General features: G+C 56.6%; 24 protein-coding genes and 3 tRNA genes. 10 read left to right on the top strand and 17 right to left on the bottom strand.

The annotated features are described in order from the left end of the window. Positions 1–137 precede the first annotated feature (137 nt). Positions 138–1,805 carry an energy-dependent translational throttle protein EttA gene (ettA, locus tag INF86_RS17385; RefSeq protein ID WP_014882470.1) on the top strand — a complete coding sequence of 556 codons (1,668 nt, stop codon included), beginning with the start codon at positions 138–140 and terminating at the stop codon, positions 1,803–1,805. Between the two features lie 128 nt (positions 1,806–1,933). Here the strand turns inward: ettA and INF86_RS17380 are convergent, their stop codons facing one another. Continuing rightward, positions 1,934–2,833: a LysR family transcriptional regulator gene (locus INF86_RS17380; protein WP_022646992.1), complete on the bottom strand. Its 900-nt coding sequence runs from the start codon at positions 2,831–2,833 to the stop codon at positions 1,934–1,936. A 107-nt stretch (positions 2,834–2,940) separates the two neighbouring features. On the opposite strand from INF86_RS17380, the gene INF86_RS17375 reads away from it, so the two are divergent. After that, positions 2,941–3,942: a zinc-binding alcohol dehydrogenase family protein gene (locus INF86_RS17375; protein ID WP_193543754.1), complete on the top strand. Its 1,002-nt coding sequence runs from the start codon at positions 2,941–2,943 to the stop codon at positions 3,940–3,942. A 111-nt stretch (positions 3,943–4,053) separates the two neighbouring features. Here the strand turns inward: INF86_RS17375 and nadR are convergent, their stop codons facing one another. The 3 genes from nadR to serB form a co-directional block, all read right to left on the bottom strand. After that, positions 4,054–5,286 (bottom strand): multifunctional transcriptional regulator/nicotinamide-nucleotide adenylyltransferase/ribosylnicotinamide kinase NadR, encoded by a 1,233-nt coding sequence (gene nadR, locus INF86_RS17370; RefSeq protein WP_003856522.1) that lies wholly within the window; start codon positions 5,284–5,286, stop codon positions 4,054–4,056. 35 nt (positions 5,287–5,321) lie between these two features. After that, positions 5,322–6,707: a DNA repair protein RadA gene (gene radA, locus INF86_RS17365; RefSeq protein ID WP_003856523.1), complete on the bottom strand. Its 1,386-nt coding sequence runs from the start codon at positions 6,705–6,707 to the stop codon at positions 5,322–5,324. A gap of 75 nt (positions 6,708–6,782) precedes the next feature. After that, positions 6,783–7,751 (bottom strand): phosphoserine phosphatase, encoded by a 969-nt coding sequence (gene serB / locus INF86_RS17360; protein WP_003856524.1) that lies wholly within the window; start codon positions 7,749–7,751, stop codon positions 6,783–6,785. Between the two features lie 117 nt (positions 7,752–7,868). Between serB and INF86_RS17355 the strand changes: the two genes are divergently transcribed. Next, positions 7,869–8,513 carry a YtjB family periplasmic protein gene (locus tag INF86_RS17355; protein ID WP_015572615.1) on the top strand — a complete coding sequence of 215 codons (645 nt, stop codon included), beginning with the start codon at positions 7,869–7,871 and terminating at the stop codon, positions 8,511–8,513. Positions 8,514–8,552: 39 nt separating this feature from the next. Beyond that, a complete protein-coding gene (gene lplA, locus INF86_RS17350) occupies positions 8,553–9,569 on the top strand; it encodes a lipoate--protein ligase LplA (protein ID WP_046619846.1) in 1,017 nt (338 codons plus the stop codon). Between the two features lie 85 nt (positions 9,570–9,654). On the opposite strand, the gene deoD is transcribed toward lplA, so the two are convergent. The 4 genes from deoD to deoC form a co-directional block, all read right to left on the bottom strand. Beyond that, a complete protein-coding gene (gene deoD, locus INF86_RS17345) occupies positions 9,655–10,374 on the bottom strand; it encodes a purine-nucleoside phosphorylase (RefSeq protein WP_003856538.1) in 720 nt (239 codons plus the stop codon). 125 nt (positions 10,375–10,499) lie between these two features. Further along, positions 10,500–11,723, bottom strand: coding sequence for a phosphopentomutase (gene deoB, locus INF86_RS17340; protein ID WP_022646989.1), 1,224 nt, complete (start codon positions 11,721–11,723; stop codon positions 10,500–10,502). A gap of 53 nt (positions 11,724–11,776) precedes the next feature. After that, positions 11,777–13,099, bottom strand: a complete 1,323-nt coding sequence (deoA, locus tag INF86_RS17335; protein ID WP_023299277.1) for a thymidine phosphorylase — start codon at positions 13,097–13,099, stop codon at positions 11,777–11,779. A gap of 100 nt (positions 13,100–13,199) precedes the next feature. Next, positions 13,200–13,979 (bottom strand): deoxyribose-phosphate aldolase, encoded by a 780-nt coding sequence (gene deoC, locus INF86_RS17330; protein ID WP_022646987.1) that lies wholly within the window; start codon positions 13,977–13,979, stop codon positions 13,200–13,202. A gap of 263 nt (positions 13,980–14,242) precedes the next feature. Between deoC and INF86_RS17325 the strand changes: the two genes are divergently transcribed. Beyond that, positions 14,243–15,778, top strand: coding sequence for a YjjI family glycine radical enzyme (locus INF86_RS17325; protein ID WP_032625398.1), 1,536 nt, complete (start codon positions 14,243–14,245; stop codon positions 15,776–15,778). After that, positions 15,753–16,613: a YjjW family glycine radical enzyme activase gene (locus tag INF86_RS17320; RefSeq protein ID WP_023299274.1), complete on the top strand. Its 861-nt coding sequence runs from the start codon at positions 15,753–15,755 to the stop codon at positions 16,611–16,613. Before INF86_RS17325 ends, INF86_RS17320 begins: the two co-directional genes overlap by 26 nt. On the opposite strand, the gene INF86_RS17315 is transcribed toward INF86_RS17320, so the two are convergent. The 8 genes from INF86_RS17315 to INF86_RS17280 all read right to left on the bottom strand — a co-directional run bounded on the left by INF86_RS17315 (position 16,608) and on the right by INF86_RS17280 (position 22,975). After that, the gene (locus INF86_RS17315; protein ID WP_022646984.1) at positions 16,608–17,390 is read right to left on the bottom strand and encodes a TatD family hydrolase; all 783 of its coding nucleotides are present in this window, start codon (positions 17,388–17,390) and stop codon (positions 16,608–16,610) included. The genes INF86_RS17320 and INF86_RS17315 overlap by 6 nt on opposite strands. After that, a complete protein-coding gene (locus INF86_RS17310; protein WP_023299272.1) occupies positions 17,387–18,439 on the bottom strand; it encodes a patatin family protein in 1,053 nt (350 codons plus the stop codon). Before INF86_RS17310 ends, INF86_RS17315 begins: the two co-directional genes overlap by 4 nt. Positions 18,440–18,561: 122 nt before the next feature. Then, positions 18,562–18,723, bottom strand: a complete 162-nt coding sequence (locus INF86_RS17305) for a DUF1328 domain-containing protein (protein WP_003856556.1) — start codon at positions 18,721–18,723, stop codon at positions 18,562–18,564. Positions 18,724–18,848: 125 nt separating this feature from the next. Then, the gene (gene osmY / locus INF86_RS17300) at positions 18,849–19,466 is read right to left on the bottom strand and encodes a molecular chaperone OsmY (protein WP_022646982.1); all 618 of its coding nucleotides are present in this window, start codon (positions 19,464–19,466) and stop codon (positions 18,849–18,851) included. Positions 19,467–19,770: 304 nt separating this feature from the next. Beyond that, positions 19,771–21,360: a peptide chain release factor 3 gene (gene prfC / locus INF86_RS17295; RefSeq protein WP_022646981.1), complete on the bottom strand. Its 1,590-nt coding sequence runs from the start codon at positions 21,358–21,360 to the stop codon at positions 19,771–19,773. A 92-nt stretch (positions 21,361–21,452) separates the two neighbouring features. Then, positions 21,453–22,130: a pyrimidine 5'-nucleotidase gene (gene yjjG, locus INF86_RS17290; protein ID WP_022646980.1), complete on the bottom strand. Its 678-nt coding sequence runs from the start codon at positions 22,128–22,130 to the stop codon at positions 21,453–21,455. A gap of 19 nt (positions 22,131–22,149) precedes the next feature. Further along, on the bottom strand, positions 22,150–22,593 hold the full coding sequence (gene rimI / locus INF86_RS17285; RefSeq protein ID WP_022646979.1) for a ribosomal protein S18-alanine N-acetyltransferase: 444 nt from the start codon (positions 22,591–22,593) through the stop codon (positions 22,150–22,152). Beyond that, positions 22,562–22,975, bottom strand: coding sequence for a DNA polymerase III subunit psi (locus INF86_RS17280; protein WP_048965864.1), 414 nt, complete (start codon positions 22,973–22,975; stop codon positions 22,562–22,564). The genes rimI and INF86_RS17280 overlap by 32 nt, the downstream gene beginning before the upstream one ends. A gap of 102 nt (positions 22,976–23,077) precedes the next feature. Here INF86_RS17280 and rsmC point away from each other — a divergent pair, with 102 nt between their 5' ends. The 4 genes from rsmC to INF86_RS17260 all read left to right on the top strand — a co-directional run bounded on the left by rsmC (position 23,078) and on the right by INF86_RS17260 (position 24,570). Further along, positions 23,078–24,106 carry a 16S rRNA (guanine(1207)-N(2))-methyltransferase RsmC gene (gene rsmC, locus INF86_RS17275; RefSeq protein ID WP_032625390.1) on the top strand — a complete coding sequence of 343 codons (1,029 nt, stop codon included), beginning with the start codon at positions 23,078–23,080 and terminating at the stop codon, positions 24,104–24,106. Between the two features lie 144 nt (positions 24,107–24,250). Beyond that, a tRNA-Leu gene (locus tag INF86_RS17270) sits at positions 24,251–24,337 on the top strand. Between the two features lie 28 nt (positions 24,338–24,365). Further along, positions 24,366–24,451: transfer RNA gene (locus tag INF86_RS17265), tRNA-Leu, on the top strand. Positions 24,452–24,483: 32 nt separating this feature from the next. Continuing rightward, a tRNA-Leu gene (locus tag INF86_RS17260) sits at positions 24,484–24,570 on the top strand. Between the two features lie 42 nt (positions 24,571–24,612). Here INF86_RS17260 and INF86_RS17255 read toward each other — a convergent pair. Next, positions 24,613–24,882 (bottom strand): DUF1435 domain-containing protein, encoded by a 270-nt coding sequence (locus tag INF86_RS17255; RefSeq protein ID WP_026080652.1) that lies wholly within the window; start codon positions 24,880–24,882, stop codon positions 24,613–24,615. Positions 24,883–24,990 lie beyond the last annotated feature (108 nt).

Genomic DNA, 24,990 nt, shown 5'->3' with positions numbered 1-24,990 from the left:
CCACGTCATGGACACTTTTTTACCTTTCTTGCGCGTTTTAACACTCCCGACGTTCCTGGCTGGGATTAGGGCGTGAAAAAGGCTACACTTCGAGGCTGAAATTCATTCTCATCACGATAAAAGAGGCGAAGTCCAACGTGGCTCAATTCGTTTATACCATGCATCGTGTCGGCAAAGTTGTCCCGCCGAAACGTCATATTCTTAAAAATATCTCGCTGAGCTTTTTCCCGGGCGCAAAAATCGGTGTTCTGGGTCTCAACGGTGCCGGTAAGTCCACCCTGCTGCGCATCATGGCCGGCATCGATACAGACATCGAAGGTGAAGCCCGTCCGCAGCCTGGCATCAAGATCGGCTACCTGCCGCAGGAACCTCAGCTGAACCCGGAACACACCGTGCGTGAATCCGTTGAAGAAGCGGTATCCGAAGTGGTTAACGCCCTGAAAGGTCTGGATGAAGTGTATGCCAAATACGCCGAGCCGGATGCGGACTTCGACAAACTGGCCGCTCAGCAAGGCAAATTTGAAGAGATTATCCAGGCGCACGACGGTCACAACCTGAACGTGCAGCTGGAGCGCGCGGCAGATGCCCTGCGTCTGCCGGACTGGGATGCGAAAATCGCGAATCTCTCCGGTGGTGAACGCCGCCGCGTGGCGCTGTGCCGCCTGCTGCTGGAAAAACCAGACATGCTGCTGCTCGACGAACCGACCAACCACCTGGATGCGGAATCCGTGGCGTGGCTGGAACGCTTCCTGCACGACTTCGAAGGCACCGTGGTGGCAATTACCCACGACCGCTACTTCCTCGACAACGTGGCGGGCTGGATCCTGGAGCTGGACCGCGGTGAAGGGATTCCGTGGGAAGGCAACTACTCTTCCTGGCTGGAGCAGAAAGATCAGCGTCTGGCGCAGGAAGCGTCTCAGGAAGCGGCGCGCCGTAAATCTATTGAGAAAGAGCTGGAGTGGGTGCGTCAGGGCGCGAAAGGCCGTCAGTCCAAGGGCAAAGCCCGTCTGGCACGCTTCGAAGAGCTGAACAACACCGAATACCAGAAGCGTAACGAAACCAACGAACTGTTTATCCCGCCTGGAGCACGTCTGGGGGATAAAGTGGTTGAAGTGACCAACCTGCGTAAGTCATACGGCGACCGCCTGCTGATCGACGATCTGACCTTCTCCGTACCGAAAGGCGCTATCGTCGGCATCATCGGTCCGAACGGCGCGGGTAAATCCACCCTGTTCCGCATGATGTCCGGTCAGGAACAGCCTGACAGCGGCTCTATCACCCTGGGTGAGACCGTGAAGCTGGCCTCCGTTGACCAGTTCCGTGACGCGATGGACAACAGCAAAACCGTGTGGGAAGAAGTCTCCGGCGGTCTGGATATCATGCGTATCGGCAACACCGAGATGCCAAGCCGCGCCTATGTTGGCCGCTTTAACTTCAAGGGCACCGACCAGGGCAAACGCGTGGGCGAGCTGTCTGGCGGTGAGCGTGGTCGTCTGCACCTGGCGAAGCTGCTTCAGGTTGGCGGCAACGTTCTGCTGCTCGACGAACCTACCAACGACCTGGACATCGAAACCCTGCGCGCGCTGGAAAACGCCCTGCTGGAATTCCCGGGCTGCGCCATGGTTATCTCGCACGACCGCTGGTTCCTTGACCGTATCGCGACCCACATTCTGGACTACCAGGACGAAGGTAAAGTGGAGTTCTTCGAAGGTAACTTCACCGAATACGAAGAGTACAAGAAACGCACGCTGGGCGCAGACGCGCTGGAGCCGAAGCGTATTAAGTACAAGCGTATTGCGAAATAAAAGCAAAACGGCAACTTCGGTTGCCGTTTTTTATGTTTGTTCCCTCTCCGCGTGGGAGAGGGCCTGGGTGAGGGCATCAGGCCGCACAGTGTGTAGGCCGGGTAAGGCGAAGCCGCCACCCGGCTTTTTTATTTGCCCACGTAATACCGCTTCACCTCATCAAACTGCATCGCAAAGTCGATATAGCTCATCAGCGCAGGCGAATTGAGCTTACGGCTCGGATAGGCCAGCCAGAGATCGTTCCCCTCAACGCGCCACTCCGGTAGCACCTTTACCAGCGCGCCCTTTTCAATTTTATCTTCCAGCAGGAATGCGGGTAACAGCGTGATCCCCGCCCCGGCAATGGCGCATTCTCGGGCGTACACCAGGTTATCCGTCATGTGGGCGTTATCCGGCAGGTAGCGGTAATCCTCACTCTCGCTTCGCAGAAGCCACTCCGACCATGCCCGGTGCGTAATGCAGCGGTGATCCACCAGCTGTCGGGGATGGATTAACGGCGCCCGACGCGCCAGATAGTCAGGCGAGGCCAGCATGTAGCGCGGACAGTGCCCAATCATGCGACCAATCAGGGAAGAATCCTGCGGTTTGCCGGTGCGCAGCGCCACGTCAAAGCCCGACTCGACCAGATCCACCACATCGTCTGAGATTGATACATCCAGCGACACGTCAGGGTAGCGAAGCTGGAACTCGGCATTCATATGCGCCAGCAGCGTCGCGCCAATCCCTGCCGGACAGGTGATCCTCAGCCGTCCGCTGGGGTTTTCTCGCAGGCGCTGAATGGCATACTCCGCGCGCTCGCTGGCCGCCAGCATCTCGCGGCAGTGCACCAGATAGTGCTCGCCCGCAAACGTCAGGCTTATTCTGCGCGTCGTGCGGTTAAGCAGGCGGATCCCCACCTGCTGCTCCAGCTGGCTAATGCGCTGGCTGACGCTGGATTTCGGCAGTTCAGCCTTCTGGGCCGCCGCAGTAAAGCTTCCCATCTCAGCCACCAGCGCAAACAGCGCCATATCCTGTAGCTGTTTAAACATGATTGTTCACCCTGTACGAACGCTGAGTTCTTGATTGTCCATCTTATCATGCAACTGACCACTTAATAGACTAGCCTCAACACAACGCATTCATTGAGGAGAACATCATGTCTGTTAAAGCCATTGCCGTTAACCCAGAAAATCCCTCCACCTTCGTTGAAATTACCCCGCCGATGCCGCAGCCCGGCGAGTACGATCTGCTGGTGGAGGTGAAAGCCGTCTCCGTAAACCCGGTGGACACCAAGGTACATGCAGGCATTGCTAAAAGCGTGCTGAAGGAGCCGCGCATTCTCGGGTGGGATGCCAGCGGGATCGTCAAAGCCGTCGGGGCTGGCGTCACCGGATTTAAACCGGGTGACGAAGTATGGTACGCGGGGGATATCACCCGACCGGGCAGCAATACCACGCACCAGCTTATCGATGCGCGCATTGTCGGGCACAAGCCTGCAAACCTTGGCTGGGCCTCTGCGGCAGCACTGCCGCTGACGGCGCTCACCGCGTGGGAAGGCCTGTTTGAACGGCTGAAGATTCAGGATGCCGACGCAGATAAAACGCTGCTGATAATTGGCGGCGCGGGTGGAGTCGGATCGCTGGCGATCCCGTTTGCGAAGCACAACAGTAAGGTGAAGATCGTCGCAACCGCCTCACGAGAAGATTCCGCCCGATGGTGTCGCGATCGCGGGGCTGACGTTGTCGTAGATTACCGCGACCTGAAGGGTGAACTGGCGAAACAGGGGCTCACCTTTGTGGATTACATTTTTATCCTCAACGACACCGACGGGCACTGGGATGCGGTCAGCGATCTGATTGCCCCTCAGGGACACATTTGTTCCATCGTTGAAAATGCGCATCCGCTAAACCAGGACAAGCTGAAGTCCAAATCTGCCGCCCTGCACTGGGAATTTATGTACACCCGCAGCATGTACCAGACCGCGGATATGGCGCGCCAGGGCGAGATTTTAAATGAGGTGGCGAAGCTGGTGGATAACGGCGTGGTGGAAAGCTCGCTCAGCGAAACGCTGCACGGGCTGAGCGTGGAAAGCATTACCGAAGCGCACCGCATGGTGCTGGAGGGGCATATGCGTGGGAAAGTGGTGGTTGAGTTCTGAGTGGTTTGTTCCCCCTCACCCTGCCCTCTCCCCACGGGGGAGAGGGTAAAGACAGCTCCGTGCGATCCCCTCTCCCCTTTGGGGAGAGGGTTAGGGTGAGGGGTAAATCTTTTACCCCTGCTCACCCATCATCTCTTTCACCAGCTCGACGCAGCGCAGGAAACGGGTGTCGTAATCCGACTCTTCCACATGCACAAACTCAACGTTGTTCTCGTTAAGCATCTCCACCAGCATGGTCTGGAACTCACGCCTGTCTACCGAGCTGCCCAGGCTGCGCATGCCGTCGGCTACCCATGGGGTGTTGTTTTCCAGCAGGATAACCAGATCAAAGCGGTATTCATCAATCAGCGCCTGCACAAACGGGTGCTCACGTCCTTCGTACTTTTTACAGAACGCCTGCGTGGTGACGAAATCGGTATCAATAAAGGCGACTTTATTGGCGTATTTCACCGCGAAATCAATGTATTGGGCATGACCGAGCGCGATTTTATCGTAGTCGGAATACTGTAATGCCATCTCGTCACCACCGAGGTGTGAGAAGACGTAATCGCGGCCATACTCCCACGCACTGGTGGTATTGAAGATATTCGCCAGCTTATTCACCAGCGTCGATTTCCCGCTCGACTCGCCGCCGAGGATCGCCACCGTACGCACGAAGAACGGCTTCACCTCGGTCGGAATGTAGTCCCAGTAGCGGAACGGGTTCTCGCGGATCTGCGCCCCGCTGATGTTCATAAAGGTGCGTTTAGGATCGATCAGCACGGTTTCGATGCCCAGATGCTCGCGGAACTGCGGCGCGTCGGACTCTTCAGAGGTGTAGATCCAGTTAGGCGCAATGCCCTTCTCTTCCATAAACGCTTTGATGCCGTTACTCCACACGTCCCAGCCGTGCGGGTACGGCTCCATGCCCTCTTCGTTAAAGGCATGAATACGAATATTTTTCTGATACTTAAAGGTCTGAAGCAGCCAGCGCAGGCGGTCCGGCACGGTGGGCTGCTGCGACATGGCGCTGTCTTCAAACAGCTGGCGATCGCGGGTTTCATCATAACCCATGATGATATGCAGCTCGTCGACCTGGCTACAGGCGCGCTGGATCAGATAGATGTGGCCGGTATGCAGCGGGTAGAACTTACCGAACACCACGCCAATGTTCTTTTGCATCCGCGGAAATTCAAGCCCCAGAAAACGGTGCAGCGCTTCCAGCTTCTGCGCGCTGGGGCTTTTGATTTTGGCGTTCAGCAGTTGGCTCAGGTAGCCCTTGGTCATGCCGCTGGCGTCCGCTACCTGCTGTAATGTGCAACCCTTCTGGCGGATAGCGGTCTTGATGTAGTCAAATGATGACATAAATTACGGTGCCTCCTGCAAAATCGAATACGTAATTATAAGTCGTCAAAGACATTTAACGCATCTGCGAGTTTTTTAACGCCAAAAACCTGCATCCCTTCCGGGATTTTTTTCGGCACGTTGGCGGCCGGAACAATTGCGCGGCGGAAGCCATGTTTTGCCGCTTCGGAGATACGCTCCTGACCGCTCGGCACCGGGCGAATTTCGCCCGCCAGCCCTACTTCGCCAAATACCACCAGATCCTGCGGCAACGGTCTGTCACGCAGGCTGGAGACCATCGCCAGCAACAGCGCCAGATCCGCGCTGGTTTCCGTAACCTTCACCCCACCAACCACGTTGACGAACACGTCCTGATCCGCCATTTGCAGGCCGCCGTGACGGTGCAACACCGCCAGCAGGATCGCCAGGCGGTTCTGTTCCAGACCGACCGCCACGCGCCGCGGATTACCCATCATCGAGTGATCCACCAGCGCCTGAATTTCAACCAGCAGCGGACGCGTCCCCTCCCACAGCACCATCACCGAACTACCGGACGTAATTTCGTCGCCACGGCTCAGGAAGATGGCCGACGGGTTGCTGACTTCGCGTAGCCCCTGCTCGGTCATGGCAAACACGCCCAGTTCATTCACCGCGCCGAAGCGGTTTTTATGGCTGCGCAGGGTACGAAAACGGGAATCCGCATCGCCGTCGAGCATCACCGAGCAGTCGATACAGTGCTCAAGCACTTTCGGGCCGGCCAGCGAGCCGTCTTTGGTGACGTGGCCCACCATCACTATCGCTACGCCGCGCGTTTTGGCAAAGCGCGTTAAGTACGCAGCCGTTTCACGCACCTGCGCCACGCTCCCCGGTGACGACTGAATGTCCGCCATGTGCATCACCTGGATGGAGTCGATCACCATGAGCTTCGGCTGCTCTTCTTCGGCGATCATGCAGATCTGCTCGATGCTGGTTTCCGAGAGCATATTCAGATTGCCGGTCGGCAGACCGAGGCGGTGCGCGCGCATCGCCACCTGCTGGAGTGACTCTTCGCCCGTGACGTACAGGGTTTTCATCTGTTCGGCGAGCTTGCAGAGCGTTTGCAGCAGCAGGGTCGATTTACCCGCGCCCGGGTTACCGCCGATCAGAATGGCGCTGCCCGGCACTACGCCACCGCCGAGTACGCGGTCAAATTCTTTGAATCCGGTTGAGAAGCGCGGCAGCGCCTCAAGGCTGATATCCGAAAGTTTTTGTACCTTCGACACGCCTGCATTGCCCGCATAGCCGCTCAGCCGTTCATTGCGGGCCACGCTCGGCGAAGCCGCCACACCACGCACTTCGGTGATGGTGTTCCAGGCATGACAGGCGCTGCATTGCCCCTGCCAGCGCGGATAATCCGCACCACATTCATTACAGACAAATGCGCGTTTTGGAGCTTTCGCCACGGTTTACCTCGTTATTTCTGTGCGGTCTGCGCGCCGGATAGCGCTGACGCTTACCCGGCCTACAAAAGCAGGCCGCTATTTTTGATTAATGCTGCCGGAGAGAATGCAGAACACGCCCATCAGGTCAGCATGACGGATAGTGACTTCCGTCTTTTCATTCACTTTCGGCTTGGCGTGGTAGGCAATACCCAGTCCGGCAACTTTGATCATCGGCAGATCGTTCGCGCCATCGCCGATGGCTACGGTCTGCTCGACCGGAATGGCATATTTCTCCGCCAGACGCGTCAGCGTATTGGCTTTGTACTGCGCATCCACGATGTCGCCAATCACTTGTCCGGTGAGTTTGCCGTCCATGATCTCCAGCTCGTTTGCCACCACGGTGGTCAGACGCAGCTTGTCACGCAGGTAATCGGCAAAGAAGGTGAACCCACCGGAGGCAATCGCCACTTTCCAGCCGAGCGTCTCCAGCTTGAGCACCAGCTGCGTCAGTCCTGGCATCAGGGGCAGTTCATCGCGCACCTGACGCAAAATGTTAGCATCGGCCCCCTTCAGGGTCGCCACGCGCTGTCTCAGGCTGGCGGTGAAATCCAGCTCGCCGCGCATCGCGCGCTCGGTGACTTCCGCCACCAGCTCGCCGCTGCCCGCCAGTTTAGCAATCTCGTCAATACACTCGATCTGAATGGCGGTGGAGTCCATGTCCATCACCAGCAGGCCAGGCGTTTTCAGGTGCGGAATTTTGCCGAGCGGGGCTACGTCCAGCCCGGCATCGTGCGCCAGACGCGTGGCGCGCTGCGTCAGGGAACCCGCCAGGCGAATAACCTGATAATCTTCCACGCACCAGGCCGCAACGATGACCATCGCTGCGCCCAGTTTAGTTTGATACTGGGTGAGGCGTTGCTTATCCAGGCCGCGTCCGTACAGCAGCCAGCCGCTACGGCCAGCGTGGTAATCGAGAGGCATCACCTCATCGCCACTTAAAGAGAGCGGCAATCCTGGCCATAAAGAGACATCCGTTGGCAGGTCGCACCAGGTAATGTTCGGCATTGAAGCTCCTGTAATTTCGTTCGCGCCGGAAGGTTCCAGAGGGAAAATAACGCATGAGGCTACCCTGTAACCATCACTTCTGGCAACATTAAGCCGTAAATTTTAAGCAGGTGGAATATGGCTCGCGCAAAACTGAAATTCCGGCTTCATCGCGCCGTGATTGTCCTGATCTGTCTCGCACTATTAGTGGCGCTTATGCAGGGGGCATCCTGGTTTAGCCAGAATCACCAACGACAGCGTAACCCGCAGTTTGAAGAACTGGCCCGTACGCTGGCGCGCCAGGTGACGCTCAACGTTGCGCCGTCTATGCGCACCGAAACACCGGATGACAAGCGGATAGCGCAGGTATTGCGCCAGCTTACGGAAAACAGCCGCATTCTGGATGCGGGCGTGTACGATGAACAGGGCGACCTGATTGCCCGCGCGGGTGAGCATGTCGACGTGCGCGACAGGCTGGCGCTGGACGGCAAAAAAGCTGGCGGTTATTTCAATCAACAAATCGTTGAACCCATTCAGGGCAAGAATGGCCCACTCGGCTATTTACGTCTGACACTCGACACCCACACCCTGCCAACCGAAGCCAAACAGGTGGATAACACCACCAATATTTTGCGCCTGATGCTGCTGCTCTCGCTGGCGATTGGCGTGGTACTGGCGCGCACGCTGCTGCAAGGCAAGCGCACCCGCTGGCAGCAGTCGCCGTTCCTGTTAACCGCCAGCAAGTCAGTTCCCGAAGAGGAAGAGAGCGAGAAGAAAGAATAGTGATAAAGTAGGCGGATGATTCGGAAAAGGAACTCTGCCATGTCGACGTTACGCCTGCTTATCTCTGACTCTTACGATCCCTGGTTTAATCTCGCGGTGGAAGAGTGCATCTTCCGCCAGATGCCCGCCACCCAGCGCGTCCTGTTTCTCTGGCGCAACGCTGATACGGTCGTTATTGGCCGCGCGCAAAATCCGTGGAAAGAGTGTAACACCCGCCGTATGGAAGAGGACAACGTCCGCCTGGCGCGCCGCAGCAGCGGCGGCGGTGCGGTGTTCCACGATCTCGGCAACACCTGCTTTACCTTTATGGCGGGCAAGCCGGAATACGACAAAACCATCTCGACCTCCATTGTGCTCAACGCGCTCAATTCGCTCGGCGTGACGGCTGAAGCCTCGGGTCGTAACGATCTGGTAGTGAAAACACCTGAAGGGGACCGGAAAGTGTCAGGCTCAGCCTACCGCGAAACGATGGATCGCGGATTCCACCACGGCACATTATTGCTGAATGCCGATCTGAGCCGTCTGGCAAACTATCTGAACCCGGACAAGAAAAAGCTCCAGGCGAAAGGCATTACCTCCGTGCGCGGTCGCGTGGCGAATCTGGTGGATCTGCTGCCGGGGATTACTCATGAACGCATTTGCGATGCGATCCGTGAAGCCTTCTTCGAACATTACGGTGAGCGGGTAGAAGCTGAAGTGATCTCCCCTGACAAAACACCGGACCTGCCCAACTTCGCGGAAACCTTTGCGCGCCAGAGCAGCTGGGAGTGGAACTTCGGTCAGGCACCGGCGTTTTCACACCTGCTGGATGAGCGATTTACATGGGGCGGCGTTGAGCTGCACTTTGACGTGGAGAAGGGCCATATTACCCGCACGCAGGTCTTTACGGATAGTCTCAATCCTGCACCGCTGGAGGCGCTGGCCGCACGTTTACAGGGCTGTCTGTATCGGGCGGATATGTTGCAGCAGGAGTGTGATGCATTGATTGGGGATTTTCCGGAGCAGGAAAAAGAGCTGCGGGATGTATCGGCGTGGATTGCTCAGGCCGTGCGCTAGTAAAAAAGCCCGCTGGCGCTGCGCTTAGCGGGCCTACAAAACCGTAGGCCGGGTCAGGCGAGGCCGCCACCCGGCACAACAGCTCTTACTCTTTATCGCCCAGCAGAACGGATTCCAGCGCGATTTTGATCATGTCGTTGAAGGTGGTCTGACGCTCGGCAGCGGTGGTCTGCTCGTGAGTACGGATATGGTCAGACACGGTGCAGATGGTCAGCGCTTTCGCACCGAATTCAGCCGCCACGCCGTAGATACCGGCCGCTTCCATTTCCACGCCCAGAATGCCGTATTTTTCCATCACGTCGAACATGTCGCCTTCTGGCGAGTAGAACAGATCGGCAGAGAACAGGTTGCCCACGCGCGCGTCAACGCCCAGCGCTTTTGCTGCGTCAACCGCGTTACGCACCATGTCAAAATCAGCGATGGCCGCAAAGTCATGATCTTTAAAGCGAATGCGGTTGACTTTAGAGTCGGTGCACGCGCCCATGCCGATCACCACGTCACGCAGCTTAACGTCCATGCGCACCGCGCCGCAGGAGCCGACACGGATGATTTTCTTCACACCGAAATCGGTGATCAGCTCTTTGGTGTAGATGGAGCAGGATGGGATACCCATGCCGTGACCCATCACGGAGATTTTGCGGCCTTTATAGGTACCGGTGAAGCCCAGCATGCCACGCACGTTGTTCACTTCACGCACGTCTTCGAGGAAGGTTTCTGCAATGTGTTTCGCGCGCAGCGGGTCGCCCGGCATCAATACGACGTCAGCGAAATCACCCATTTCTGCATTAATGTGAGGAGTTGCCATCTTCAGTTCCTTTTACATTGTTGTTTTTGCCGGGTGGCGGCTGCGCCTTACCCGGCCTACATTCTGTTCTCCCTCTCCCTGTGGGAGAGGGTCGGGGCGAGGGCATCAGGCCTCACCCAATCCGTTTAGAACATAGCCTTGCCATATTCCATGTCAGACGTACCAAAGTATTTCGCAATCGTCTGGCCGATGTCCGCGAAGGTTTCACGATGACCCAGCGAGCCCGGTTTGACTTTCGGGCCGTACACCAGCACCGGAATGTGCTCACGGGTGTGGTCGGTACCGGTCCAGGTCGGGTCACAGCCATGGTCAGCGGTCAGGATCAGAATGTCATCTTCCCCCACCAGCTCCATCAACTCTGGCAGACGGCGGTCAAACAGCTCCAGACCCGCAGCATACCCGGCGACGTCGCGACGGTGACCCCAGGAGGAGTCGAAGTCCACGAAGTTGGTGAAGACAATGGTCTTGTCGCCCGCTTCTTTCATCTCTTTGATGGTGGCGTCGAACAGCGCATCCAGACCGGTCGCTTTGACCTTTTTGGTGATGCCGCAGTTAGCGTAGATGTCCGCGATTTTACCTACGGAAACGACCTGGCCGTCTTTCTCGTCGACGAGTTTTTGCAGCACGGTCGGCGCCGGTGGCTCCACGGCCAGATCGTGACGGTTGCCGGTACGCTGGAAGTTACCCGCTTTGTCGCCGATAAACGGACGCGCGATAACACGGCCAATGTTGTAGCCGCCTTCGGTCAGCTCTTCACGGGCGATCTCGCACAGCTCGTACAGTTTATCCAGGCCAAACGTCTCTTCGTGGCAGGCGATCTGGAACACAGAGTCAGCAGAGGTATAGAAAATCGGTTTGCCGGTTTTCATGTGCTCTTCGCCGAGCTGATCCAGAATCACGGTACCGGAAGAGTGGCAGTTGCCGAGGTAGCCCGGCAGGTTGGCGCGCTTCACCAGCTTATCGAGCAGCTCCTGCGGGAAGCTGTTCTCGTGATCGGAGAAGTAACCCCAGTCAAACAGCACCGGCACGCCAGCGATTTCCCAGTGACCGGACGGCGTATCTTTACCGGAAGAGAGCTCGTGCGCCCACGCGTAGGCGCCCACCACTTCCGCGTTTCCGTCCATACCGGCTGCGATTTTACCGGTAGAACCTTCATGCGCTTTTACCAGCCCGAGGCGGGTCAGGTTTGGCAGGTTCAGAGGGCCTTTACGACCGTTGTCCGCTTCGCCTTTTGCACAGGCTTCCGCGATGTGACCCAGGGTATCGGAACCCACGTCACCAAAACGTTCTGCATCTTCGGTTGCGCCGATGCCGAATGAGTCCAGCACCATAATAAATGCACGTTTCATAATTGTTCTCCGTACTTAGTGCTTCATAAAAATGCGATCAGATCAGTATACCGCTATTCAGTGATACGACGATAGACCGTCGGTGTGGTTTCCGGTGCTTTATCGTCAAGAGTTATTGCCGCCTTCACCGCTTTCGCCGCGTCCTGCCAGCTGGCTTCGTCTTTCGCGTGGATCACCGCCAGCGGACGTTGGCCGTCAACGCTGTCGCCCAGACGGGCCATATCGGTAAAGCCGACGCTGTAATCAATGGTGTCCGATGCCTGACGACGACCGCCGCCCATAGACACGACCGCCATGCCGAGCGCGCGGGTATCCATAGCCGAGACAAAGCCTTCGCTGTCCGCATAGACCGCTTTGCTGAGCATCGCGGTGGGCAGGTATTTCGCGTAGTTTTCCACGAAGTCGGTCGGGCCTTTCTGCGCCGCCACCATCCGACCAAAGATCTCCGCCGCTTTGCCGTTGTCCAGCACCGCCTGAAGCTTCGCGCGCGCGTCAGCGTCGTCTTTGGCCAGCTTGCCGGAGATGAGCATCTCAACGCACAGCGCCATGGTGACATCGAACAGGCGCGGGTTACGGTATTCGCCTGTGAGGAACTGCACGGCCTCGCGGACTTCAACGGCGTTACCGGCGCTGGACGCCAGCACCTGGTTCATGTCCGTCAGCAGTGCGGTGGTGCGCACGCCCGCGCCGTTGGAAACGCCAACGATCGCTTCAGCCAGCGCCTCAGAGAGTTCATAGGTCGGCATAAACGCGCCGCTGCCCACTTTCACATCCATCACCAGCGCGTCCAGCCCTTCCGCCAGCTTTTTGGCGAGGATAGAGGCGGTGATCAGCGGGATGGAGTCTACGGTCGCGGTAATGTCACGCGTCGCGTAGAAACGCTTGTCTGCTGGCGCAAGAGAGCTGGTCTGGCCGATAATCGCCACGCCAACGTCTTTAATAATGTCGCGGAAGCGGTTGTCATCCGGGAAGATATCGAAGCCCGGAATGGCTTCCAGTTTGTCGAGCGTACCGCCGGTATGACCCAGGCCGCGCCCGGAAATCATCGGGATGTAACCGCCGCAGGCTGCCACCATCGGGCCAAGCATCAGGGAGGTCACGTCGCCCACACCGCCGGTGGAGTGTTTGTCCACAATCGGGCCGTTGAGGTTAAGGCTTTTCCAGTCCAGAACGGTTCCTGAATCTCGCATCGCCATGGTCAGGGACACGCGCTCAGGCATCGACATATCGTGGAAGAAAATGGTCATCGCCAGAGCCGCAATCTGCCCTTCAGAGATGGTGTTATCACGAATGCCGTTGATAAAGAAGCGGATCTCTTCGTCGCTTAATGCATGACCATCACGTTTTTTACGAATAATTTCTTGTGCGAGAAACACGGTAACCTCCATGCGGAATCGGGTGAATGGCGGCGGGTATGTTGACCCGCCCTACGATCCTGTAGGCCGGGTTAGCGTAGCGCCACCCGGCAATTCAAACTTAGTAGCTGCTTGCGCTCTTACCGTCACCGTGACCCAGCGCTTTCAGCAGGCTGGCCAGCAGGCTGGACGCGCCGAAGCGGTAGTGGCGGGAGTCCGCCCAGTCGGCGCCGAACAGCTCGTCGGCAATCGCCAGAAACTGCTGCGCGTCTTCTGCGGTACGCACGCCGCCTGCCGGTTTGAAGCCAACGGTTTTGGACACGCCCATATCACGGATAACTTCCATCATGATGCGCGCGCTTTCCGGAGTCGCGTTGACCGGCACTTTACCGGTAGAGGTTTTAATGAAATCCGCGCCCGCTTTGATAGCGATTTCAGACGCTTTACGAATCAGCGCCTCTTCTTTCAGCTCGCCGGTTTCGATGATCACTTTAAGCAGCACGTTTGCCGCCGCACATGCGTCTTTACAGGCTTTCACCAGGTCAAAACCGACCTGCTCGTTGCCGGCGATCAGCGCGCGGTACGGGAAAACCACGTCAACTTCGTCTGCGCCGTACGCAATCGCCGCGCGGGTTTCCGCCAGCGCGATCTCGATGTCGTCATTACCGTGCGGGAAGTTAGTCACGGTCGCAATGCGCACGTCCGGCGTGCCCTGTTCTTTCAGCGTTTTGCGGGCAATCGGGATAAAACGCGGGTAGATACAGACGGCGGCGGTATTACCCACTGGCGTTTTTGCCTGATGGCACAGGGCGATGACTTTTTCATTGGTGTCGTCATCATTCAGGGTGGTCAGGTCCATCAGTTTCAACGCGCGCAGGCTGCTTGCAGTTAAATCGGTCATAACATTCTCCAACGGCAGTGCCGTATAAATTTTACCTTGCGGGTCTGTGAGTATTCTAACATTCACCCGCATCCACACTTCGACATTCATCACAGTTAATGAAAACTGTGTGCAAATTTGCATTACTGTAATGAGATCTTCTTCAAACTTTCATGCGTCAACCGCCGACAAAAGCAGCGATACCCCCTGTCGGATCAAAAGCCCCGGCAGGCTGGCTTCTTACAATTCGTTCACCATCCGCAGAACCCTCAAGGAAGTTGAACATGCCCGACGCCCTGCAACAACGATGCCAGCACATTGTGACCAGCCCGGTGTTAACCCCGGAACAAAAACGTCATTTTCTGGCGCTGGAAGCGGAGAACAATCTGCTCTATCCCGCTCTGCCAGAGGCGGCCCGCGCCGCGCTGGACGAGGGATACATCTGCGACATGTTCGAAGGTCATGCACCTTACAAACCGCGCTACGTGCTGCCGGACTACGCTAAATTTCTGGCTAACGGCTCAGAATGGCTGGAGCTGGAAGGGGCGAAAGATCTGGATGATGCCCTCTCACTGCTCACTATCCTTTATCACCATGTTCCGTCCGTCACATCAATGCCAGTCTATCTGGGTCAGCTCGATGAGATACTCAACCCATATGTTAAAATTCTAACACAGGATGAAATCGATAGCCGAATAAAACGTTTCTGGCGTTACCTGGACAGAACCCTGCCCGATGCCTTTATGCATGCCAATATCGGCCCGGCGGATACGCCCGTCACGCGTGCCATTTTGCGAGCGGACGCAGAGCTGAAGCAGGTCGCGCCGAACCTGACCTTTATTTACGACCCGGACGTCACCCCTGACGATCTGCTGATGAGCGTGGCGAAAAACATTTGTGAGTGTAGTAAGCCGCATATTTCCAATGGCCCGGTAAATGATAAAATTTTCACAAAAGGTCGCTATGGCGTGGTGAGCTGTTACAACTCCCTGCCGCTGGCGGGCGGCGGCAGCACGCTGGTGCGCCTTAACCTGAAAGCGATTGCGGAGCACAGCCGCTCACCGGAAGACTTTTTCACCCGTACCCTTCCCCACTACTGCCAGCAACAAATCGCGATCATCAATGCGCGCTGCGATTTTTTATATGAACAATCCGGCTTCTTTGAGAATAGCTTCCTGGTGAAAGAGGGGCTGATTGATGCCGATCGTTTTGTACCGATGTTTGGCATGTACGGTCTGGCCGAAGCGGTAAACGTGCTGTGCGAGAAAGCAGGCATTACGGGACGGTACGGTAAAAACGAGCAGGCCAATGCGCTGGGCTACCGCATCAGTGAACAGCTGGCGGCGTTCGTAGAAAACACGCCGGTGAAACACGGCTGGCAGCACCGCGCGATGCTGCACGCACAGTCAGGGATCAGTTCTGATTCAGGCACCACGCCGGGGGCGCGTCTGCCGTACGGTGACGAGCCAGATCCCATCAGCCACCTGCTGGCCGTAGCCCCGCACCATAAACACTATCATTCGGGGATCAGCGATATTCTCACCCTGGATGAGACGGTTAAACGCAATCCTCAGGCGGTGGTGCAGCTGTGCCTGGGAGCGTTCAACGCCGGTATGCGTGAGTTCACCGCGAATGTGGCCGGAAACGACCTGGTGCGCGTCACCGGGTATATGGTGCGGCTCTCCGACCTGGAGAAATATCGGGAGGCCGGCTCGCGCACCAACACCACCTGGCTCGGCGAGGAGGCCGCGCGCAATACCCGTATTCTGGAACGTCAGCCACGCGTGATAAGCCATGAACAGCAGATGCGCTTTAGTTAGTCAGGTTATTCCCTTCTCCTGCGTGGACGGGCCGGGCAGCCGCCTGGCGCTGTTCCTCCAGGGCTGTAACCTGCGCTGCAAAACCTGCCACAACCCATGGACCATCGGGCGCTGCAACGACTGCGGCGACTGTGTTCCCCACTGTCCTCATGATGCGCTGACGATTCAGGCCGGGCGCGTCTGGTGGCAGGAGAGTCACTGTCAGCAGTGCGACACCTGCCTGCACCTGTGTCAGCAGCAGGCGACGCCGATGGCGCAGCGATACAGCGTCGAGGAGATCCTCTCACGGATCCGCACGTCCGCGCCGTTTATTGAGGGCGTGACCGTCAGCGGGGGTGAGGCCACCACGCAGCTGCCGTTTGTGGTTGCGCTGTTCACCGCGATCAAAGCCGATCCGTCCCTGCGCCATCTGACGTGCCTGGTGGACAGCAACGGCCTGTTAAGCGAAACCGGCTGGCAAAAGCTGTTACCGGTGTTTGACGGCGCGATGGTGGATCTGAAAGCCTGGGGCAATGAACATCACCGTTTTCTGACCGGGCGCGAAAACACGCTGATCAAGCAGAGCATCCGCTGGCTGGCCGATCGTCATCGCCTGACGGAGCTGCGCCTGCTGGTGATCCCCGATCGGTGTGATTATCTGCAACATCTGTCATCGCTGACCGCTTTTATCCACGCGTTGGGGAACGTTCCGGTGCGGATCAACGCGTTTCATGCCCATGGGGTTTACGGGGAGGCGGCGCGATGGCGGAGCGCCGCGCCGGAGGACATCGAGCCGCTGGCGCAGGCCCTGGAAAGGCAGCAGATCACGGTGATCCGCCCGGCCCTTTATCTATAGCGTGATGCCGAAGACCGCGCGGGTATTTTCCAGCAGCGCGCTGGCAATCACATCTTCAGGCTCCTGACGCAGCTCGCACAGCACATCAAAAACGCGCGCCGCCTGCTCCGGACGGTTGGGCTGGCCCTGAAAACCATTCAGCGGCATGTCAGGGGCATCCGTTTCCAGCAGGAGCGAAGACAGGGGGAGTTGCGCCATCACATCCCGGGTTTTGCTGGCTCGCGGATAGGTGATAGTGCCACCGACACCAATTTTATAGCCCAGCTCGATAAAACGCTGCGCCTGCTGAAGGCTTCCAGCGAAACCATGGACCACGCCCCTGCGCGGCACGTCGATGCGCTTCAGGTGCATCGCCAGTTTGTCATGGGTACGCCTGGAGTGGAGGATCACCGGCAGATCGTGGCGCTTTGCCAGCCGGAGCTGCGCATCCAGGATCGTCTGCTGGCGCTCAAACTGCGGATCTTCACGATAGAGATCGAGGCCGATCTCACCGATGGCAACCAGCTTCGTATCCGCGTTTTGCAGCGTGGCATCCAGCCTGTCGAGATGGTCATCAAGATGGTGCTCAATCACGATCGGATGCAGACCCAGCGCGGCATACAGCGCATCGTGACCCTGGGCAAGCGCCAGGACTTTCTCGAATCTCGCCGCTTCAATAGCGGGCACAATAATGGCTCTCACACCGGCCTCAGCCGCACGCGCAATACTTGATGTTTCCTCCCCGCTAAACGGCGGGAAATCAAAGTGGCAATGGGTATCGATAAAAGAGTGCGTCACGCCAGGTCCTCGTTATCGAGTATGCCGTCGTTGGCCTGCGGCGCGTCCACCAACGGCATCGCCACCGCGTCATTGGCCACACTAGCGGGTGGCAATATGATGCTTTTATGCCGATGAAGAGGCGGTTGCTCGGCCAGCATTTTCCCGACGGTCGCCAGGAAGTATCGCCCGCATAGCCGCCCCGTTTTGTAATCCATACGCAACGCAGGCAGCCGACTGCCCAGCGCCATGCTCAGCAGCGGCTTCGGCGGGTAAATTTCAAAGATGCGCAGCTTGCCCGGTGGTTTTTCAATAAAACGCTGCATCGCGCCGTAGGTGGTTTCATGCTGCTTCGCGATATTCACCAGCGGTTGCAGGCTGCTGTCGCCCAGCCAGCGTTCCATCCGCTTAAACCACTGTGGGGTGTAATACATCTGCGAAGGCACCGTGCGGATCACCACAATGGTTTTCGCCCCGCGCCGTGCGGCCTCCTGTACCGGCACCGCGTCGCTGATACCGCCGTCAAGATAGTTTATCCCCTCCAGCAGCGCGCCGGTACGGTAGAAACCCGGGATCGCGCTGGAAGCGCGAATGATATCCAGCCAGTTCTCTTTCTGCGGCGAAAAGTAACCCGGCGAATAGTCATCGCCACGGCTGGCGCACATCCAGAACGCTTTGCCGGTATCGAACAGTCGTGACGCGGTATCCATGGCCAGCGGCATCTGGCTGGAGGTGGCATCCAGTAACCAGTCGAGATCGATCAGGTTCCCGCCGCGCACGAAGCGTACCGGATTGAAGAATTCTTTGGAGGTGGTGTAGCGCATAATCACTTTGCGCGCATAGCCGGGCTGGTTGCAGACATAGGCGGAGAGGTTCTGCGCCCCGGCAGAGGTACCGAAGTAGAGATCGAACGGGTTGAATTGCGCGCGCATAAATTCGTCGAGCACGCCGGCGGTAAAAATACCGCGCTGCCCGCCCCCTTCACAGACCAGCGCAAGCTGGCCTGCATGAAACGGTTTTAACGTCAGCGGCGCAATATTGCCGAGCGTCACGGGAATTCGTTGCCCCACCTCTGCCTTCCTGTTTTGATTATTTTGATGAGACACAGTAACGCACATTCCCGATGGTTCTCAAACGAGAAAAAGCCAGTCACGAGGACTGGCTTGAGTTTGTTTAATAACTATTGCGTTTGCTACGGGCGACGTCGACCCGTAAACAGGCTGACCAGGAACAGAATAATACCGACGACGAAAACAATTTTCGCTGCCCATGCCGCGGTACCCGCCAGTCCACCAAAGCCCAATGCGGCGGCAATTAACGCGATAACCAGAAATATAATGCCCCAACGAAACATAAGCCTCTCCTTTACCATAGTTAATGTCGGCCGCTAAACGTGAGCGCTCAGGTCACTCACCGGCTTTTCCAGAGTCGTTTTTATTTCGCCCGCGGTTTTCAGCCAGACGGGCGAGTGGTACTGCTTTACTTCGTTTTCAGATCGTTTTTGACGCTTTTCACACCATCAATAGCTTTCGCAATTGACTCGGCACGATCGCTTTGTGCCTGGTTCTCAACCGTACCGGACAGCTGGACCACACCATCGGTGGTTTCAACTTTCACCATACGGGATGGCACGATGTCGTCAGCTAACAGTTTAGCTTTGATTTCGCTGGTAGTTGCTGCATCTCCGGCATAGCCCTTCACCGACGATTCTTTGCTGTCACGTACGTGCAGTTTGTCGCTTACAGAGCTTACGCCCTCAACGCCTTTCGCTACTTTAACGGCCTCTTCAGCCTGGGTCTGGCTTTCAACGAAACCGCTCAGAGTGACAACCTTGTTGTCGGTTTTAACAGAAATATCGGTGCTCTTAATGGATTCATGATCCACCAGTGCGGCTTTCACTTTTGCTGTGATAGAGCTGTCATCCATGAAATTACCGACTTTATTCATAGAGCTATCGATTTTTTCCCCTGCGGTATTAGCGGTATTTTGCGCTTTATCCATGGTGCTGGATTCCGCCAGAGCAGAACCGCTTACCAGGACACTACCCAACGTTACAGCCAGCAGAGTTTTAGAAATCTTCAGTCTTGTCATATTCATCGATTTATTCCTGTGTTTTGCCCGTTATTTGGGCGACATACTTCCCTAAATCTTGGTTTTATATATTGCGAATTAACACACGGGCGAAATGGAGAACCAGTGGACATGCATTGAACAGTTAATTCATCCACGCCCGGTGCTAAACACTGAGTTAAATATAGATCACAATCAGAGGGGTGCATTCAGAATTGGGGAAAAAACGAACGAATAGCGAAAAATTACGTTGAATTAAGAACATTCCGCAAGGGTTTAATAACACTGGAATTAAAGAAGAGCACGGCGGCTGCCGTGCTCTGTGAGGGAATTAATGCTCGCGCGTTTTTCGGAACTGAACGTCGGGATAACGTTCCTGCGTCAGGTTCAGGTTAACCATAGTCGGGGCGATATAGGTCAGATTATCGCCACCGTCCAGCGCCAGCTGAACTTCGTTCTTACGCTTAAACTCTTCGAATTTCTTCACGTCTGAACATTCAACCCAGCGCGCGGTCGCCACGTTCACCGATTCGTAAATCGCTTCCACGTTGTACTCGCTCTTAAGACGGGCAACTACCACGTCAAACTGGAGCACACCCACCGCGCCCACGATCAGATCGTTGTTGGCGATAGGGCGGAACACCTGTACAGCCCCCTCTTCCGAAAGCTGGACCAGGCCTTTCAGCAGCTGCTTCTGCTTAAGCGGATCGCGCAGGCGAATGCGGCGGAACAGTTCCGGCGCGAAGTTCGGGATACCGGTGAACTTCATCATTTCGCCCTGCGTGAAGGTATCGCCGATCTGAATGGTACCGTGGTTGTGTAAACCAATGATGTCACCCGGATAGGCTTCTTCCACGTGGGAACGGTCGCCCGCCATGAAGGTCAGCGCGTCGGAAATCACTACGTCTTTACCAATACGCACCTGACGCAGCTTCATGCCCTTTTCGTACTTACCGGAAACCACGCGCATAAAGGCGACGCGGTCACGGTGTTTCGGGTCCATGTTGGCCTGAATTTTAAAGACGAAGCCGGAGAACTTCTCTTCCTTCGCTTCTACTTCGCGGGTGTCGGTTTTACGCGGCATCGGCTGCGGGGCCCACTCAACCAGACCGTCGAGCATATGGTCAACGCCGAAGTTGCCGAGTGCGGTACCGAAGAAGACCGGGGTAATGTCACCGCTCAGGAACAGCTCTCTGTCGAACTCGTGAGAAGCGCCTTTGACCAGCTCAAGCTCATCGCGTAGTTGCGCGGCCAGCTCTTCACCGACAGCGGCGTCCAGCTCCGGGTTGTCCAGCCCTTTCACGATACGGACTTCCTGAATAGTGTGGCCCTTACCGGTCTGATACAGGTAGGTTTCGTCTTTATAGAGGTGGTAAACCCCTTTGAACAGCTTGCCGCAGCCAATCGGCCAGGTGATTGGCGCGCAGGCGATTTTCAGCTCGTTTTCCACTTCATCCATCAGCTCCATCGGATCACGGATGTCACGGTCGAGTTTGTTCATAAAGGTAAGGATCGGCGTATCGCGCAGACGAGTGACTTCCATCAGCTTGCGGGTACGATCTTCAACACCTTTCGCGGCGTCGATCACCATCAGGCAGCAGTCCACGGCCGTCAGGGTACGGTAGGTATCTTCGGAGAAGTCTTCGTGCCCCGGGGTGTCCAGCAGGTTCACCAGGCAGTCATGATACGGGAACTGCATCACGGAGGTGGTAATCGAAATACCACGCTGCTTTTCCATCTCCATCCAGTCGGATTTAGCATGCTGGCTGGAGCCACGGCCTTTAACGGTACCCGCGGTCTGGATCGCCTGTCCGAACAGCAGCACCTTCTCGGTGATGGTCGTTTTACCGGCATCCGGGTGCGAGATAATGGCAAAAGTGCGGCGTTTGGCCACCTCTTGCAGATAAGGAGACAACGTCATAATCAATTCTTCTTAGGTAAGCGCGGCAGCAGGCCGCGCATCATGGAATACGAAAAATGCGGCTATTTTACCCATCAACAGGGGGCAGGCAATCATTGTTTACACAGGAGCTGCTCCAGTTCGTTCAATGACGTTACGGTCCAGGTCGGCTCGATGCCTTCCGGCAGCGTGCGGCCATGCGCATTCAGCCAGACGGTCGACAGGCCCGATCTCATACCTCCCAGAATATCAGATTCTGCCGTATCCCCCACCATCAGCACGCGATCGCGGTCAGGATTGCCCGCTTGCGCCAGCGCATAATCGAAAATACGCGGATCCGGCTTCGGCACGCCTACCTCTTCGGAGATCACCAGCGCGTCGAAATGATCGCGCAAGCCAGTGCGTTCAAGGCGGATCTGCTGAAGCGCGGTAAAGCCGTTGGTAATGATCCCAAGCTTCACCTTCCCTTTCAGCGAATCCAGCAGAGAAACGGCGCCGGGCAGCGGCGCGCAGATATCCGCCATCGCATTCAGGAAGGCCTCGTTCAGCACCCCAGGACTGATGTTTAACCGTTCAGCCCAGACGTCAAAACGCTGATGCTGAAGCTGTAACGCGGTGATGGCTCCGTTCTGGTAATCCACCCACAGCGGCTTGTTCACCGCCTGATAGTCCTGAAAATCTTCCGCGGTGAACGTCACGCTATAGTCGAGAAACATCCGCTGTAGGCCGCCGAACGAGTCAAACGTAAACAGCGTTTCGTCGGCATCAAAGAAAATCCAGTCCCATTTCATCGTTACAACCTTATTTTCGTTATCCAATCGGCAGAGCCATGATAATGGCGTCTTCACGTCCCTCTGCGGTGGGGTAGTAGTTACGGCGGATAGTCGCCTCGTTGAAGCCTAAGCTTTCATAGAGCGCGATGGCGGCGACATTGGACGCGCGCACCTCCAGCCACAGGGTGAAAACGTCACGGGTTTCCAGCTCACGAATGAGGTGCTCAAGCAGATCCCTGCCCAGCCCGCGGCGCTGGTAAGCGGGATCGACCGCGATATTAAACAGCGTCGCCTCGTCCAGAACGACCTGCGTGATGGCGAACGCGGCCATCGCACCGTCAACGTCCAGGCGGAGATTTAAATAGCGTTCGCCCTGATTGCTGGCAAACGTCTTTTCGCTCCACGGAAAGGCATGGGCGCGTGTTTCAATCGCGAACGCGGTGGCCAGGTCAGCCGTCGTGAGGGAAGAAATCGTGTTCATATTCGCAAATTTGTTGCCATAGCGCGCTACGCGCTTTTGGGTTGGCTTTCAGTTCGTCCAGCGCTGGCGAGCTGATCTGGCTTCCTTCAAGAGGTAGCTCGTCCACCGCCCCGATTCGCCAGCTGTTACAGCGGCTGTCAGGGGGAAGCATCGCGACGCTTTCGGGCGCCAGCTGTAATACCTGATCGTTTGTCACCTTCAGGGTGCGAAGGACATCCTCAATCAGGGGTTCGTTCAGGGCAGGCGGCACTTCTGCCACCATCACCAGGCGGACATGCGCAGGGATGGAGATGGCTATTTCGCCCCGCAACGCCGTCGGGCGACGCAAAGCCCACTGGGTGATGCCCAGCTGCTGCAACTGCCAGTCTCGTCGGGATGTCATAGCGAAAACTCCTGTCTCTCAGGCGCGCAAATATAGCAAATGTGTCGAAACTGCGCCATCTACCTACTATAATCCCCGCCTGAGTTTATTGAGGAACAATTCATGTCTGCATTTACCCCGGCAAGTGAAGTCTTGCTGCGTCACAGTGATGATTTCGAAGAAAGCCGTATTCTGTTTGCCGGAGATATGCAGGATGACCTGCCCGCACGTTTCGACTGTGCTGAAAGCCGTGCCCACACCCAATACTACCACCACTGGCAGGTGCTGAGCCGCCAGATGGGCGAGCGCGCACGCTTTAGCCTGGTGGCGGAGCAGAGCGATATTGCTGACTGCGATACGCTCATTTACTACTGGCCGAAGAACAAACCGGAAGCCCAGTTCCAGCTGATGAACCTGCTTTCTCTGCTGCCGGTCGGCTGCGATATTTTTGTCGTCGGTGAGAACCGCAGCGGGGTGCGAAGCGCAGAGCAGATGCTCGAAGGCTACGCGCCGTTGACGAAAATCGACAGCGCCCGACGCTGCGGCCTGTATCATGGCCGTCTGGAAAAACAGACCACTTTTGATGCCAACACCTTCTGGGACGAGTACCAGCTTGACGGCCTGACCATTAAAACCCTGCCGGGTGTGTTTAGCCGTGACGCGCTTGATACGGGCAGCAAGCTGCTGCTTTCCACCCTGACGCCGCACACCAAGGGCAAGGTGCTGGATGTCGGCTGTGGCGCGGGCGTGCTGTCAACGGTTCTCGCCAGCCACTCACCAAAAGTGCGTTTAACCCTGTGTGACGTGAGCGCCCCGGCGGTAGAAGCCAGCCGCGCCACGCTTGCTGCGAACGGCATTGAAGGCGAAGTGATTGCCAGTAACGTCTTCTCCGACGTGACCGGTCGCTTTGACATGATCATCTCTAACCCGCCGTTCCACGACGGGATGGAGACCAGCCTTGAAGCGGCGCAAACGCTGATCCGTGGCGCAACCCGTCACCTTAACAGCGGCGGTGAGCTACGTATTGTGGCGAATGCCTTCCTGGCGTATCCGAAAGTGCTGGATGAAACCTTCGGCTTCCACGAAGTAATCGCCCAGACAGGCCGCTTTAAGGTGTATCGCACCGTGATGACGCGCCAGGCGAAAAAGTAATTCCCCTGCCCGGCGATGGCTGACGCTGCCATCGCCCATTTTTGCAGCAATCAAAACAACGTGCGCAATTTTCTGTTGACGTAAAGCTGAAAACATCTAGAATGCGCCTCCGTGGTTACGATACTTTTACAGTGTCGATGGTATGCGAAGGTGGCGGAATTGGTAGACGCGCTAGCTTCAGGTGTTAGTGTCCTTACGGACGTGGGGGTTCAAGTCCCCCCCCTCGCACCATAAATCACGTTGATATTGCTCGCACTGGGCGAAGGTGGCGGAATTGGTAGACGCGCTAGCTTCAGGTGTTAGTGTCCTTAGGATGTGGGGGTTCGAGTCCCCCCCCTCGCACCAACGAGGCGATATCAAACCAGTAAGATGACTGTGCGAAGGTGGCGGAATTGGTAGACGCGCTAGCTTCAGGTGTTAGTGTCCTTACGGACGTGGGGGTTCAAGTCCCCCCCCTCGCACCAATTATCTTACATCCCTTCAGCAGTACCTCTTTTTTTTCCCTTTTATTTCAAACTCATCAGAATCACCAGCAGTCCACTGATTAGCGCAACGCATGATGGCAACAGCACGTAATGCCGTAACTGTTTGTGCCAGATCATCGCGGATGTCACCAGCAAGCCCGAAACAATCATTGCTTTCCAGACATCAATGGGAAGATCGGCAAACATCAGCCCACCGATAATGGAACCAGGCAGCAATATTCCCCACCCACTTCCCAGCGCTTTGCTCAACATGGTTTCACCTCTCGCACTGATAATGATAACCAGTATCATATGATAGTAATTATCACTTGTCAGCATGCGACGTAAGAAATTACGCCAGCAATTGCTTTCCCATAATGACAGAGAATGTGTAAGGTGATAAATTGCCCACCTGTTAAC

Origin of the sequence: Enterobacter cloacae complex sp. I1M, assembly GCF_014982425.1 — a bacterium.
In the GTDB taxonomy this organism is placed as follows: domain Bacteria; phylum Pseudomonadota; class Gammaproteobacteria; order Enterobacterales; family Enterobacteriaceae; genus Enterobacter; species Enterobacter intestinihominis.
This window is presented reverse-complemented; position numbering and strand designations above follow the sequence as displayed.